This window comes from Streptococcus sp. LPB0220 (genome assembly GCF_008727815.1).
GTDB lineage: Bacteria > Bacillota > Bacilli > Lactobacillales > Streptococcaceae > Streptococcus.
In genome coordinates this window covers 705132-719383 of record NZ_CP044230.1, presented here as the reverse complement: position 1 = coordinate 719383, position 14252 = coordinate 705132, and the positions used below count along the sequence as shown (strand labels likewise).

At 41.9% G+C, this 14252-nt stretch carries 12 protein-coding genes; 3 read left to right on the top strand and 9 right to left on the bottom strand.

Annotated elements, in window-relative coordinates; genetic code table 11:
- Positions 1-230: 230 nt before the first annotated feature.
- The 3 genes from LPB220_RS03855 to LPB220_RS03845 all read right to left on the bottom strand — a co-directional run bounded on the left by LPB220_RS03855 (position 231) and on the right by LPB220_RS03845 (position 2181).
- A complete protein-coding gene (locus LPB220_RS03855; RefSeq protein ID WP_150905661.1) occupies positions 231-1061 on the bottom strand; it encodes a hypothetical protein in 831 nt (276 codons plus the stop codon).
- A gap of 110 nt (positions 1062-1171) precedes the next feature.
- Positions 1172-1858, bottom strand: coding sequence for a hypothetical protein (locus LPB220_RS03850; protein WP_225305926.1), 687 nt, complete (start codon positions 1856-1858; stop codon positions 1172-1174).
- Positions 1855-2181, bottom strand: coding sequence for a PadR family transcriptional regulator (locus LPB220_RS03845; protein ID WP_150905659.1), 327 nt, complete (start codon positions 2179-2181; stop codon positions 1855-1857). The genes LPB220_RS03850 and LPB220_RS03845 overlap by 4 nt, the downstream gene beginning before the upstream one ends.
- 254 nt (positions 2182-2435) lie before the next feature.
- Here LPB220_RS03845 and LPB220_RS03840 point away from each other — a divergent pair, with 254 nt between their 5' ends.
- Positions 2436-4400 carry a peptide ABC transporter substrate-binding protein gene (locus tag LPB220_RS03840; RefSeq protein WP_150905657.1) on the top strand — a complete coding sequence of 655 codons (1965 nt, stop codon included), beginning with the start codon at positions 2436-2438 and terminating at the stop codon, positions 4398-4400.
- Positions 4401-4499: 99 nt separating this feature from the next.
- Here LPB220_RS03840 and LPB220_RS03835 read toward each other — a convergent pair whose 3' ends face one another.
- The 6 genes from LPB220_RS03835 to LPB220_RS03810 form a co-directional block, all read right to left on the bottom strand.
- On the bottom strand, positions 4500-6503 hold the full coding sequence (locus LPB220_RS03835; protein ID WP_129299576.1) for an FtsX-like permease family protein: 2004 nt from the start codon (positions 6501-6503) through the stop codon (positions 4500-4502).
- The gene (locus LPB220_RS03830) at positions 6496-7263 is read right to left on the bottom strand and encodes an ABC transporter ATP-binding protein (RefSeq protein ID WP_031576714.1); all 768 of its coding nucleotides are present in this window, start codon (positions 7261-7263) and stop codon (positions 6496-6498) included. Before LPB220_RS03830 ends, LPB220_RS03835 begins: the two co-directional genes overlap by 8 nt.
- A gap of 175 nt (positions 7264-7438) precedes the next feature.
- On the bottom strand, positions 7439-8002 hold the full coding sequence (locus LPB220_RS03825; RefSeq protein ID WP_150905655.1) for a hypothetical protein: 564 nt from the start codon (positions 8000-8002) through the stop codon (positions 7439-7441).
- A gap of 213 nt (positions 8003-8215) precedes the next feature.
- Positions 8216-9334, bottom strand: coding sequence for a DUF4767 domain-containing protein (locus LPB220_RS03820; protein ID WP_150905653.1), 1119 nt, complete (start codon positions 9332-9334; stop codon positions 8216-8218).
- A gap of 83 nt (positions 9335-9417) precedes the next feature.
- Positions 9418-10275 carry an alpha/beta hydrolase gene (locus LPB220_RS03815; protein ID WP_150905651.1) on the bottom strand — a complete coding sequence of 286 codons (858 nt, stop codon included), beginning with the start codon at positions 10273-10275 and terminating at the stop codon, positions 9418-9420.
- Entirely contained in the window at positions 10262-11554 is a 1293-nt protein-coding gene (locus tag LPB220_RS03810; protein WP_150905650.1) for a PTS transporter subunit EIIC, read from the bottom strand. Before LPB220_RS03810 ends, LPB220_RS03815 begins: the two co-directional genes overlap by 14 nt.
- A gap of 320 nt (positions 11555-11874) precedes the next feature.
- Between LPB220_RS03810 and LPB220_RS03805 the strand changes: the two genes are divergently transcribed.
- Together LPB220_RS03805 and LPB220_RS03800 are read left to right on the top strand one after the other, a co-directional pair.
- Positions 11875-13269: an MFS transporter gene (locus LPB220_RS03805; RefSeq protein ID WP_023917523.1), complete on the top strand. Its 1395-nt coding sequence runs from the start codon at positions 11875-11877 to the stop codon at positions 13267-13269.
- A gap of 275 nt (positions 13270-13544) precedes the next feature.
- Complete coding sequence (locus LPB220_RS03800) at positions 13545-14240, top strand: VIT family protein (RefSeq protein ID WP_023917522.1); 696 nt, start codon at positions 13545-13547, stop codon at positions 14238-14240.
- Positions 14241-14252 lie beyond the last annotated feature (12 nt).

Here is a 14252-nt window from a genome sequence, read left to right as displayed (position 1 = left end):
ATTCTCCCATCTAATGAGTTTATTCTATCATACTTGAACAAGAAAGAGAGTGGGACAGAAATCGGTAATTCGTCAGAATTCGATTTCGTCGTCCCACCTCCGCACAGTTGAGTAGGGCTGTAAAAGCTGATGAAATCAGCGTAGTAGAGCCCAGTCAACCACTGCGTCTTGCTCGACAATCCAAAAACAATTGAGTGGCTAGGACTTTTGTCCCAGCCCCCCATTTCTTTCTATTTATCACTTTCCGTCCTATTCTTTTTCAAAGCACGAATCGTAAACCAATAATAAATAACCAACCCAAAGACGATGATCACTGTGGGCAGAAGAACCGTCATACCAAGATTCTGAACTCCTTGTGCCAAGGTCCAGCGATGTAAGAATCCAACCACTAAAAAGGCGACGATCGGAAAGATGAAAGCTCGTCCAAACTCTTCTTTCCATTGCCAAAGAATGAGAGCTCCGCTAGACCCTGTCATGAGAAGAGCATCCCAAGGACTAGGGACTACAAACCATGCAAGAGCTGGCAAGAAACGGACCCCCACTATTTCACCAACAAAATAGAATCCTAGAACTAGAACAAATGCTACATAAATTGCTTTTTTCGCTTTTTCTTCCGCAAAAATGAGGCGACGAAGGAGATAGAAGATTATCCCAACAGCTAGGAGTCCCAAAATGATGTCGGTTAAATAGACTAGTGGCTTGAGCACAAGGACCGCTTGAGAAGCAAAATCACTTAGGAGGCGATAAAAAATCACAATACCTGAAAAGATAGCCCCATATTTCAAAACAGACCGTGTCGATTCTTTGGGCATATTTTCGATGATTTGGTCTGCCATTCCCTTTGGATCAAGGCCAAAATAATCCTTTGCCGTGAGGCCATCCGCTCCTGCTTGCGAAAAGTCAAGTGCTAGTTTATAGACCTGCTCTCTTAAGGCTTTCTCCTCATATAAGAAACCTGCAAGATTGAAATAATCCCAGAGATCTTGGAAATAAACTTGATCCTCTTGGCTAAAAGTTTTCATCAAGGCCTGCGTTTCTTCAAAATACATTGCTGATTTCATGCTTCTTCCTTCTTTCTTTGAAGACAAAATACAATAAGGGTCAGGACTAGTCCCATGAGAGGAAGGAGCCAGCCTATTAAATGAGCAGTTTCCTGATTCACAAGACGAATTCAGCATCCTGTAACTAGGAAAGTCAGGCCCATGACTAGTAGACTCGACATCAGACGATTCCTGCTTCTATAGGCCATAACTGCAAACCCAAGTAAGACTAGGACAGCGAGAACAATCGCCCAACCATCTGATAAGAAGAGACTCCCAATGTGGCCAAAATAGATCGAAAATATTCGTACGATGTTCAGAAATACCATCAGGCAGATCACACTGATAAACATAGCCCAAGGACGCTTCATTTCTCCATAGCTCTGTTTGGACCAAAGCCACGTGATGAACTGGCTAAACACCAAGAAATTGAATAAAATAACAACATAGGTCAGGGGTTCAATTTTCAATGGCATCATCCAGGTGAAATCCATTAGATAACGCATGCCAACTAAGATCACTCCAAGGATGAAGATTAGTCCCACATAAGATCCTAAAGAGCGTTTAGGTAACTCCGAAAGAATTTGATCCACCATAGCCCGTGGATCCTTTCCAAAATAATCCACTGCCCGAACGCCTTCTTTCTCAGCAACCTTTAAGTCACATACCATATTGTAGAGTTGTTCACCGAGTGCTTCATCATCATAAAAGTAGGCCTTGGCCCCAATATAGGCGACCATTTTTTTCACATAGGTTTGATCTTCCTTATTCAGGTGCATCAATTCGACTGACATTTTTTCTGTATAATCTTCGATCATGCTTCTCCCTCCTTTTTCACGCGCTCTACTTTACTAACCAAATCCTGCCACTGGTTCCAAAATTCCTCTAAGCGCTCTTTTCCAATATCACTTAGGGAAAAATACTTGCGATCAGGACCATCTGGAGAGGGTCTCATTTCCCCATAGATAATGCCTTGTTTCTCCAATTTTTGAAGCAGGGGATAAATAGTCCCTGCGACAATTTTGTCAAATCCCATCTCTTTAAGACTTTGGATCAATTCATACCCATAGATCGGCTTTTTGGAAATAATCTCTAGAACACAGCCCTCCAAGACTCCCTTTAGCAATTGGGACTCTTTCATCCGTCTCACCTCTTTCTTCGTCCACTAGTTGGTTTTACATACTAGCTTCTTCACTATCAGTATACTCTTTCTTTACTAGTATGTAAAGCATAATAGTAATTTTTTAAAAAAATTTTTATTCCTTAAAAATCCCTTAAAATCAAGGGTTTTACTGTATAGTGGTGTGTAAATATACAAAAAAAGTTCAAAAAACACTTTATTTTGTAGATTGATTGGAGTATAATAATTAAAATTATTCAAAAGGAGACACGAATATGAAAAAATCGAAGCTTGCTCTTTTAGCAGGTGTCGCCGCGGCTTCAACGCTTTTCCTTGCTGCATGTGGCTCATCTTCTAATGCGTCAAAAGGGACTACTTACAACTACGTGTATGGTACAGACCCTGATTCCTTGAACTATTTGACTTCAAATCGTTCAACTACAAGCGACATTACAACCAACTTGGTCGATGGTTTGTTTGAAAACGATCAATACGGTAACTTAGTGCCTGCTCTTGCTGAGGACTGGTCCGTTTCAAAAGACGGTCTGACTTATACTTACAAGCTTCGAAAAGATGCGAAGTGGTATGATTCAGAAGGAAATGAATACGCTGACGTCACTGCACAAGATTTCGTGACATCTCTAAAATACGTAGCAGATAAAAAATCGGATGCTCTTTACTTGGTTCAAAACTCGGTCAAAGGCTTGGATGACTATGTAAACGGGAAAACCAAAGACTTCTCAACTGTTGGGGTAAAAGCTGTTGATGATCACACTCTTCAATACACTTTGAACCAACCAGAATCTTTCTGGAATTCTAAATTGACGACTGCTACCATGATGCCAGTTAATGAAAAATTCTTGGAATCAGCTGGGAAAGACTTTGGTAGCGTGAAACCAAATGGTATCCTCTACAATGGTCCATACATTTTGAAATCCTTCACTTCAAAATCACAAATCGAGTTGGATAAAAACCCTGATTACTACGACAAGAAAAATGTTCACATCGATACGGTTAAATTGACTTACTTCGATGGATCTGACCAAGACTATCTTGCTCGTAACTTCTCAGATGGGAACCTATCTACTGCTCGTCTCTTCCCAACAAGCTCAACTTACAGCACAATTGAGAAGAAATTCAAGGATAACATCGTTTATACACCTCAAGATTCTACTGTTTACTACGCTTACTTCAACGTTAACCGTCAAAACTACGGTCATACGAAGAAGACGTCTGATGAGCAAAAGAACAGTACTAAGACAGCTCTTCAAAACAAGAATTTCCGTCAAGCCTTGAACTTTGCTTTAGACAGAACTTCCTACAGCGCTCAAGTTAACGGGAAAGACGGAGCATCAAAAACTCTACGTACCCTTCTAGTTCCACCAACATTTGTGCAAGCCAACGGAAAAGACTTCGGTACGCTCGTTGAAGAAAAACTTGCCGCAACAGGAGATGAGTGGAAAGGTGTTAGCTTTGCTGACGCGCAAGATAGCTTGCATAATGCGGATAAAGCCAAAGCGGAACTTGAAAAAGCGAAATCTGAATTGCAATCACAAGGTGTTCAATTCCCAATCCATATCGACTATGTCGTAGACCAATCTTCTAATGCTCTTGTCCAACAAGCAGACTCTATGAAGAGTTCTATTGAAACAGCTCTTGGTAAAGACAATGTCGTGATCGATGTACAAAAATTGTCTACAGACGATGCAGACAACGCTACTTACTTCGCCCAATCACCAGACCAAAAAGACTTTGATATGGATATCACAGGTTGGGGACCTGACTTCCAAGATCCATCTACTTACTTGGATATCTTGAACCCAACAGATGGATCAACCTTGACTGGTATGGGACTTGATCCTAAGAAAGACCAAGCTCTCATCGAAAAAATTGGTTTGAACCAATACAAAGAATTGTTGGATGCTGCTAATGCTGAAAAATTGGATACCAATGCGCGTTATGAAAAATACGCTGCTGCCCAAGCTTGGTTGACTGAAAACGCAATGGTACTTCCAATCTACTCTAAGGGTGGAGTTCCATCTATCACGAAGGTAACGCCATTCTCAGCAGCAAATTCTGCAATTGGTATTAAAGGTGAATCAAGCTTCTTCAAATACCAAAAAGTTCAAGATAAGACAGTTACAACTGCTGATTACGAAAAAGCTTATAAGAATTGGTTGAAAGAAAAAGAAGAATCAAACAAAAAAGCGCAAGAAGAACTTGCAAAACACGTGAAATAATCGTGATAGAAAACACCGGGGATTTGATCCTCGGTGTTTTTTGTGCTAACAAAATGTTGTATGTTTCATCTTATTTCTAATCTTTTATAGACTCGAACGCTACCTCACGACAATCTTCCGATAACTTCTAGAAGTCAGAAGAAAGACAAGGACATAGGAGATGAAGAAGACAGCGCAGATAGAAAGAGTTGTTTGAAGCACCAAGCCCGCATTGGTTGCTCCTAAGATAGCAACGATTTTTGCGATCATCTTGTAGGCTACTCCTAGGTACAGGAAGGAGAAGAATAATGGAAGAAAAAAGACAGTGAGTATCTGTTTGCGAATGGTGGTGCCGGTTTGCTTTTGGTCCAATCCTACTTGTTGCAAGATCACAAAATTATCTCGATCCTCATGACCCTCTGAAATCTGCTTGTAGTAAATCACGAGAACTGTAGCTAATAGAAAGATCGCCGATAGAAAAATCCCGATAAATAGAAGAGTCCCTGCTGTTTCACGCCAATCTTTCTCTATACTGTATCGATCAAATCCACCAAAATAAGTCGCACCATATTGACTGATTTTGTCTGTCGAATACAGCTCTTTGATCAAGCCAGAAATAAAATCTTGGTTATCTTTATTTTTAGCAGTAATAGAGAATTCCAAATTTTTATCAACTTTTAGTCCCAGTTGGTTCAAGTCAGGGAGGACCAGGTACAAGCCCATTTGGTGTTGAAACAGGTCGGATTGAGGGAGTTTCCCTTGGATAAAATTGGAGTTTAGTTTTTCTTTAATCGTGAAGGTCTTCCCATTGATTTCTAATTGTGCGTCTAATTTTCCAGGATATTGATACCCATAGGCTAGGATTTCATTTTCCCCAAGCTCAACTTTTTGACCGGTCAGTTGCTCATAAGTCGCCTGATCAAAAAAGTAGACTGTTCCTTCTGACTTCAACTCCTGACCAGTTGATGGAGTGGACTGGTCATTCACCTCTAAGCTCCTTCCATCAATCTTTCGAATTTCAGCCGACCAGTATGTAGTCTGTGCCACCTGATAATCTGATAGATGTGTCGCATCGGCTGTTTTCTTAATTTGAGCTTGAACATCCTCAATAACCGATTCTGTTTCAGCATCTGAAGGCATATGCCCCACACTAATCATGTAATCAGAAGGGTAAACCGTATCTAGGTAATTCTGCCCTCCAATAAAGATATTGAGCGACCCGGTTAAGGTGACCAAGACCATGGTGGATAGAATACTAATGGTCGCAAGGCCCGCTGCATTTTTTCGCATCCGAGCTATTAAGTTGGAGACAGATATAAAATTCTCTGGCTTGTAATAGTAGGATTTCCGACCTTTGAGAAATCTTAAGAAGGTAATAGAGCCTGCGTTGAATAAGAGATAAGTCGCTAGAATGACCAAGATGACGGCAATAAAGAATCCTTGGACAGCCGCAACTGGCCGCTCAACGGTTAGCGCTATATAAAACGCAATTCCTAAGAGCCCAAGTCCTAACAGAGTTTGAACCAGCAAGAAGCGTCCCTTCTTCTCTCCTGCTTTCTTTTGCTGCATAAGGTGGAGGGAACTGTAGCGCAAGAGGCGGAAAGAATTCAACAAGAGAATGAGGCCAAAAGCTAAGGCTAACCCAAGTAAAGTGTTAAGAACAGCCTCTATCTGGAAGGTTGATTGAATGACGACTGGTAAACCCATACATTTTAGAAGCAAGGCGAAAATCAAGCGATCAAACAAGAGTCCCAAACCCAGTCCTACTCCAACTGTGAGAACATAGAAGAAGAGCAATTCCCATAAGGTCATGATGAGGAGATGCTTCTTCTCCATTCCCAGAACACTGTAGAGTCCCAGTTCTTTGGAACGATTTTTCATGACGTAGCCATTGGCATAAGCCACCAAAATGATGACGACCAGCTGGACGACGAAACTGCCAAAACCAAGAACAGTTCTCGCCGATCCCCCTCCGTAAGAATCCTCTAAATGAGGGGTCAATGACAAGGCGATAAAACTATAAAGGATCATGGTCGTTAAAATGACAGCTATAGCGAAAGGATAATACAACTTGCGATTTTGTTTGAGGTTGGAAAGTGCTAATTTACTTGTTAATTTAAACATCAGGATCCTCCTTTCCCGCCATGACCGTCAGAGTATCTGAGATTTCTTGGAACATCTGACGCTCTGTCTTTTCCCCACGAAAGATCTGGTTGTAAAGAATCCCGTCCTTGATAAAGAGCACGCGCTTGGCCCGAGCTGCTGCTGCGGTTGAGTGGGTCACCATGAGAATGGTTTGCCCCATGGTATTGATATCTTCAAAGACATCTAGCAAAGCTGCCGAAGACTTGGAATCCAGCGCCCCTGTTGGCTCATCCGCAAGAAGGATTTCAGGTGAGGTGATGATGGCCCGTGCTACGGCTACCCGTTGTTTTTGTCCACCAGAGATTTCGTAAGGGTATTTTTCTAAGAGCTGGTGAATGCCCAACTCCCGACTCACGCTATCGACCTTACTCATCATTTCCTTGATTGGTCTGCGGGAAAGGACCAAGGGCAGGAGGATATTGTCCTTGACAGATAAGGTGTCGAGCAGGTTGAAATCTTGAAAGACAAAGCCTAGTTTTTCCCGGCGGAAGCTGGAGGCGTCCTTGTTTTTGATGGTTGAGGTATCGGTGCCATTGAGGTAGACCCGCCCTTCCGTCGGCTGATCCAGCATGGCTAGGATATTGAGGAGGGTGGATTTCCCGGATCCTGATTCCCCCATGATAGCCACGTACTCACCCTTTTCCACGGTGAAGTGAATATCCTTTAAGGCTTCAACCTGCGTTCCTTGAAAGCGGGTTTTGTAAATTTTTTTGATATGTTGAACGTCTAGTAGGGTCATGGTCCATTCCTTTCTAGCTCGATAAAAGCTTCAATCGTTTTTTACAAATCTATTGTACTAAAACTGAAACGCTTTCACCATAACATAACCTTACATTTTCCCCTTTATTTCTTACATTTTTGTAAGAAAACAAAAATAGGCTAGAACTTCAAGTCCTAACCTATTTTTTTATTGATTATTCAGCTGATGAAGAGAGCAATGGCGCAATTGATTTATATGCACTTTCAAGAGCTTGTTTCATAGTGTCACGTCCAGATTTCAATTGTTGTACAAAAACAGTACGCCCTTGTTCAGGAACAACCGTATCATCTGAACCACCAGTTGAAAGTGCTGTATCAAATTGAGTTTTTGATTCGTCCAATGTCTTGAGAGCTGGTTCCACTTGTTGAGTATATTTAGATCTCAGTGATTCGGGAATTTGATCGCCAAGATCTTGAGCATATTTTTTATAGTTATCCACTAATTTACTATAAAGAGTTTTCATATCACCAATTGTTTTGGCGTTATCGATTTCTTCATCGGTCAACAAGACAATTTCTGGAATTTTAACAGAAGAGGTTGCTGATTTAGATGATTTTGATGAACTGCTTGATTTGCTTTCTGAAGTAGATGATTTTTCTACTTTGCTAGAAGAAGCTTTTGCATCTTTGCTTGATGATTCTGAAGCAGTTTTACCAGAACAAGCTGCTAACGTTGCAACTGACAAGAGAGCCACACCGGCTGTAAGAAGTTTTTTCATATTTTTTCTCCTATAAATAAAGAATGAATATATTTTAAATGATTTTCCTTCAATTGTCAAACATTTTCTGTTTTTAAATGCCTATATACTGCTAATTATCACTAGCTTTTAACATTTTTTATATCCTAAAAATTACTTCTTTTGTTGCATTTTTATTCATTCTTTGAATAAACAAAACCAGAAAAACAGTCCTTTTCTGGTTTATTCTTCTTTTTATTGATGAAGTAACTGTGTAAATTCTTCTTGAAGTTCCTTGTTGTCCGTTGGTTTTAGATACATCTTTCCTCCATTGGTCGTTGGAGAATGAAAGACAATGCCTTCTCCTGTATCTGTAATAGCAAAGAAATAACTATGCACATCTGGATACTTGTCCCAATTGCTATAGCGTTCCACGATGCGGTATTTTGCATTTCCCTGACCGGTATCTGTATAAATGGCATCCATCTTACTATTTTCCCCTAGAGTATAGAGGTTGTCTGGTCCTACATCACCGCCAGCGATGCCTTTTTGATAGTTGGGTTGGCCCATCTTTTCGCCCCAGGTCTTCATAAATTCTGCTAATTTTGCTGATTTTTCAGCATTCCAAGGCGTTTTTTCCTGGCTTTGGCTATTTCCCGCTGATGATGCGCTGTCAAAAGTTTGCCAGTCAAAAGCCTTGAGATCCAGTTTATTCTCATCCGATTTTCCAAAGAGGCTATTCAGATCTGAACCAGGTACTTGGACTTCTTCTTCCTGGACTTTGGTCGCAGCTTGAGGCGTCTTTTCTATCCGTGAAAGCACAGCTACCCCACGGCCAGTTCCTGACATCCAGCTGACTTCTAAGACTTCTCCTCCCTGATAGAGGGTCGTCGCATTGCGCGCTCCACCGTGTCCAGCGACGAAACCTTCAGCTAGCAGAGTCGGTTTTTGGTCCTTGAGGTAATAAACTCCTGTCACAAAGTAGCTTCCATCGGTCTGCTGATTGGCGATGATCATCTCATCTACCCCATCGTTATTTAAGTCCTTAAAGGCATAGCGAACAGCTTCTGGCTGATTGATGATAGTCTCGATCACCCAGCTATTGATCATCCGATCTTCTTTAGCTAATGCATCATTCAATTTGGAAATGGCATCTAAATCTTTTGAAGTGGCAAAAATCTTTTGGTAGTCTGAAAAAACATACTGGTATAATTGTTTGTTATCTGCTTTTTTCGCTTGTTTCTTTGCTGAAGTCTGGCTCGTTGCAGCCTCTTTTTTGGGACTGGACTGGCGTTGGTATCTCTGGTAACATCCTGTTAACAAGAGCGTACTTGAAGCTACTAATCCTAACTGCACCCATTGTTTTCTTTTCATCTGATTTCCTATAGTCTCCCTTATTTTCATACTGATCTTCATTATACTAAAAAAAAGGTGAGGAAGGAATCCCTTCTTCACACTTAGTTTATTTTATTCGGTTTGGCTCGACGATCCGTTTGACTTTCAATATGCTCTTTCACCAAGGCAACTACCTCATCATTGGTTGGAAGGTCCGAGTGCTGTGCATCTTCCCCCGTCACCGTAATCTCCGTATAGCTAGCTGCTTGGTTTTGGTAGATATACTTCCCAGCAGAAACACTGGCATCTGGGACCAACTCATCTGAATCATAGGTAATGGTCCCTGCAACTGAATACATATGAAGGGTTGTCGGGATGGCTTCTTTTCCCTTGATAAAATCGGCCAACATCTCAGATTTATTTTTGATATTGGTCTCCGTGAAATTGTAAGGAGTCCCGATGGTCATGAGGGTCTTGAGATCTATATCATAATCCCCCAGATAATTTTCAATAAAGGCTGTATAAATCAAGCCACCGTTGGAATGACCTAAACCCTTAAAATTATTAAAATTGTATTTTTCTTGAAGAGCTTCGAAGGCTTGATTAAAGAGTTTGGCTTGCTTTTTAATGTTGCTATAGCCATCTTTGTTGTTTTCAAAACCAACCACAATTACTGGTTCATTGTCCTTGGCATCAATACTACCACTATAGGTGATATGCCCATCATTCCAAACTTTGACCTTGAGCAGGCTGTGTTTGGTTCCTTGGCGACCTTGGTTGAGCTTGGTCACCAAGCCATCAAAGCGGTTCTCTGTCGCAGAGCTTCCCGGGATCATGATGATGGGAGACAATTTTGAATTATAAAATTTCTCGATTTTTGAAACATTGGTCCGAGTCCAGCTATAAGAAGGAATGGCTAAAGCGATCAAGAAAATACTGACTAAAGTGAGGACGATGGCTATTTTTTTAGATTGCTTCATCGCTTTCTCCTTTCACTTTTAAATCTTTTCGGATACGATTTCCCATACGGACAAATGGTAGATAAAGGAGCACATCGACGGCAAAACAAAGTATACTGACAGCTAAAGCCCTCAGACTTCCTCCTGTCCCAATAAAGGCATAGAGAAGGCTAGGAGTCCCGTCTGGCACTGGATAGACAGCTGCCGGCATCAGTTTGAAGCACAAAGCTACAGCTGCTATCGCCATATTCGCCAAAGGGATCAATAAGAAAGGAATCACATAAAGTAGATTGAGAAGGACCGGTATCCCTACCATGAATGAAGCCCCATTGTTAAAGAGACTTGGAAAAATGCTGAGGAGACTAACTTTCTTGTCCTTTTGACTTCGTGAAACCAGCAAGATCGCCACCAATAAGGCTAGAACTGCACCAATTCCAGCTACCATGCCAAAACTGCGGTACAAATTGGTCAAGGTATAGAGATGAGGAATGCCTGCCGTTGTATGATGTGTCACAGCGTAGGTGAGATTTTCCAAAGCAAAGTTATCATCCGCAATTGAGTTCAAGGCAAAGGCTTGACTATTACCAAACCAAGCAGATAGTCCACTAAAGAGTCCCATGACAAAGGTGGACAGCAGATGATGACTGCTTACCGTTAGAGAAGCCAAGAACTGTCGGATAGTCTGAAAAATATTAAATTGGTTCCCAAGAACCACAAGAAGATTGAGGCTGACCCCTAGAACTAAGGATAAGAAAATGGGACGCACCGTCTTGGGTTGATAGATGAAATCCTTGTCCACAATCTGGTCGTCACTGGCCTTGGATAGACGAAAGATCTGCCCGATTAGATAGCCTAAAAAAATCGCTAAGACGATATTGGTCGTCGCAGGTAAGTTGATACGCGTCAGTTGCCCGTCATGGAGGGGGCCCACCAACAATTCCTGAGAGCCTACAATTAGACTGACCAAAAGAGCTGTCACTCCAGCTGTCCCTGTACTTCTACCATAGTGTCCAGCTGTATATTTTCCAGCGAAGTAGGTCACTAAAGGCCCAGCTAGACCTCCTAGAAAGTTGGAAAAATTGATAAGGACTTGACTAATAGCTTGATCCCACGGCAACCAGCTATCCATCGAAAAGAGCTGATGGATATAGCCTCGATCGGAAAAGACTGATAGAGCGATCACCCGAATGATTCCAGAAAATAGGAAAAAAGGAAATAAGGAAACCAGGGTCTTCTGGGAAATTTGAATCAAACTTTTTTCTCGTAACCAGAAAAACTTCTGGACTAAATACTTGGTCATGGGGCCTCCTGTTCGAGTTGATTGACTTATTCACGTTGCTTACTTTCTTCTTATTATACCATACTGGCGAGCCTTTCCTTTCGTTTGTAGAGACGTCATCAGTTGAGAATGCTGTTAAAATTTTCAAAACTTTTCAAAAACTCTTTGACAGGGGTCTTCATTTCCTCTATACTATTTGTTAGCTAACAAAACGATGAATCATGTTAACGTCAGCCTTGCTATGCTCCTAGCGATTGGAGCTAACGGAAAATCAGATCGTAACCATGATTTTTATACCATAGTCCATATCTTTAGGAAGATTTAGGAGGAATCAGACACCGATGTCACAAGATAAAATTTCAGCCAAGGTCCTGTTTGCAATCTTTGCGACGGGGATCCTTTCTTTTTGCGGGGTTGCTGGAGAAACTGCCATGAATATCACCTTCCCAATATTGATGAAGGAATTTGAAATCAATACCGCAACCGTTCAGTGGGTCACCACCATCTATCTTCTAGTAGTTGCCTGTGTGGTCCCCTTATCTGCCTACCTCAAGCGCTCTTTCAAAATGAAGTCCATCTTTTTAGTTGGAAATCTCCTATCTGTTTTAGGTGTTCTCATTGACTTCCTAGCTCCAAGTTTTGGCTTTGTGGTCTTGGGTCGATTGGTCCAAGGAATGGGGGTTGGTTTTGCCCTTCCTCTGATGTTTAATATCATTTTAGAGCAGGTCCCAAAACGCAAGATCGGTCTCATGATGGGAGTGGGGACCCTGATTACAGCTATCGCTCCCGCCATTGGTCCTACTGTCGGTGGTCTCTTGACAGCTAACTTCGGCTGGCGCTCCATCTTTTTGGTTCAATTCCCGATCCTTCTAGCTTCGCTAGTTGCAGGACTTCGCTCCATTGAGCAAATCAGTAAAGTCAAACGAGAAACCCTTGATATCATGAGCCTTCTCGCCATTATTGCATCATTTTTAGGCTTGATTCTAGGCATTCACGGTCTCTCTGACCATGCTTTCTTTAGTTTTTCTGTCCTTGGTTGGCTGGTGATTGGGTTCTTGGGACTCGTTCTCTTAGTCTGGCGGTCCAATCAGTTGGAGAATCCCATTATCAACCTTGCCATCTTAAAGAACCATCTCCTCACTGGCCATGTTCTTGCCTTTTTCACTTTCCAATTAGGTTCTCTGGCCATGAGTTTCCTCTTGCCCAATTATATCCAGTTGGTCAACCACTCTAACACCACACTTGCAGCTTTGATGCTGCTTCCAGGAGCCATCATCGGAGCTGGCTTTGCTCCTTTCTCCGGTCTCATTCTAGATAAGTTGGGCGCTCGCAAACCGATTCTCCTTGGAGCTGCTTTAATCCTTCTAGCCCATTTCCACTTCACCCTTTTTGCTCTGAAGCTGACAAATGGCTTGATTCTCATCTTTTACATGATCTTCATGACCGGTATGGGGCTTGCCTTTGGCAATATCATGACCAACGGACAAAAACAACTCTCTCTGGAAGAGCAACCCGATGCGAACGCGATCTTTAACACCCTGCAACAATTTGCAGGCGCTGTCGGAACAACCCTGGCTTCGCTGATTGTTGCCATGAGCCAAGCTAATCAAAAGATGGACTTTACTCAAGCCACTGCTAAAGGAAGTCGCAACGGTTTTATGGTCTTATTTGCCTTGGGCATCTTCCAACTCCTTCTCTTATTTTGGGTTGTTGGGAAAGAACAAGATACGAATTAATTTTTCTCATCAGAAAACAGCAATTTGCTGTTTTTTTGTTATCCTTTTCTGACCCGTGTGACAATGCCATCAGTATCCTCAAAGGTAAAGTCACTTCTGCTAAATAAATCTTGCTAGAATAGGCGTATGACCTATTCTTTCTTTTTGCTTGCAATGCCAAAGATTATAACTTAAATTTCATTAAATTGTCGAACTTTTATCATTTGAGTTAAAATCCTTGCTTTCTTTTTGTATTTTATTTATAATCATTCTAAATAAGATAAAGGAGACATTGTATGACTGAAATGAAACATGGAGTAGATGAATCATTTAGCGATCGATTGAATATCTTGAGAGCCGCGGTTCTCGGGGCCAATGATGGGATTATTTCTATTGCTGGGGTGGTGATTGGGGTGGCCAGTGCCACACCAAACATCTGGATCATTTTCCTATCTGGCTTGTCGGCGATTCTGGCAGGTGCCTTTTCGATGGCGGGTGGTGAGTATGTTTCTGTTTCCACACAAAAAGACACGGAAGAAGCCGCTGTGAACCGCGAACAAGCCTTGTTGGATCGCGATCCAAAGTTAGCGAGAGAATCTCTCTACCACGCTTATCTTCAAAATGGAGAATGCGAAACTTCCGCAAAGATTTTGACAGAACGGGCCTTTCTGAAACATCCCCTCAAAGCCCTAGTCGAAGAGAAATATGGTATCGAATATGAGGAGTTTACCAATCCTTGGCATGCTGCTGCATCTAGCTTTCTTGCTTTTTCGGTTGGTTCCCTTCCTCCAATGCTCTCTATTATTCTCTTTCCAACTGCCTATCGCATCCCGGTGACGGTCTTCGTTGTTGGACTATCCTTGATCTTCACTGGCTATACCAGTGCAAAACTGGGAAAAGCACCAACCAAGCCAGCCATGCTTCGCAACCTCATCATTGGCCTTCTCACCATGGGTGTGACTTACTTCTTCGGACAACTCTTTAGTATCTAAAAAGCTGAGACT

What these genes read in the sequence shown, in the direction of transcription:
- LPB220_RS03825 (WP_150905655.1), bottom strand. Translation starts at nt 8,002, where the DNA reads ATGAAAAAACTTCTTACAGCCGGTGTGGCTCTCTTGTCAGTTGCAACG.
- LPB220_RS03850 (WP_225305926.1), bottom strand. Translation starts at nt 1,858, where the DNA reads ATGATCGAAGATTATACAGAAAAAATGTCAGTCGAATTGATGCACCTG.
- LPB220_RS03830 (WP_031576714.1), bottom strand. Translation starts at nt 7,263, where the DNA reads ATGACCCTACTAGACGTTCAACATATCAAAAAAATTTACAAAACCCGC.
- LPB220_RS03810 (WP_150905650.1), bottom strand. Translation starts at nt 11,554, where the DNA reads ATGACCAAGTATTTAGTCCAGAAGTTTTTCTGGTTACGAGAAAAAAGT.
- LPB220_RS03820 (WP_150905653.1), bottom strand. Translation starts at nt 9,334, where the DNA reads ATGAAAAGAAAACAATGGGTGCAGTTAGGATTAGTAGCTTCAAGTACG.
- LPB220_RS03845 (WP_150905659.1), bottom strand. Translation starts at nt 2,181, where the DNA reads ATGAAAGAGTCCCAATTGCTAAAGGGAGTCTTGGAGGGCTGTGTTCTA.
- LPB220_RS03815 (WP_150905651.1), bottom strand. Translation starts at nt 10,275, where the DNA reads ATGAAGCAATCTAAAAAAATAGCCATCGTCCTCACTTTAGTCAGTATT.
- LPB220_RS03800 (WP_023917522.1), top strand. Translation starts at nt 13,545, where the DNA reads ATGACTGAAATGAAACATGGAGTAGATGAATCATTTAGCGATCGATTG.
- LPB220_RS03805 (WP_023917523.1), top strand. Translation starts at nt 11,875, where the DNA reads ATGTCACAAGATAAAATTTCAGCCAAGGTCCTGTTTGCAATCTTTGCG.
- LPB220_RS03855 (WP_150905661.1), bottom strand. Translation starts at nt 1,061, where the DNA reads ATGAAATCAGCAATGTATTTTGAAGAAACGCAGGCCTTGATGAAAACT.
- LPB220_RS03840 (WP_150905657.1), top strand. Translation starts at nt 2,436, where the DNA reads ATGAAAAAATCGAAGCTTGCTCTTTTAGCAGGTGTCGCCGCGGCTTCA.
- LPB220_RS03835 (WP_129299576.1), bottom strand. Translation starts at nt 6,503, where the DNA reads ATGTTTAAATTAACAAGTAAATTAGCACTTTCCAACCTCAAACAAAAT.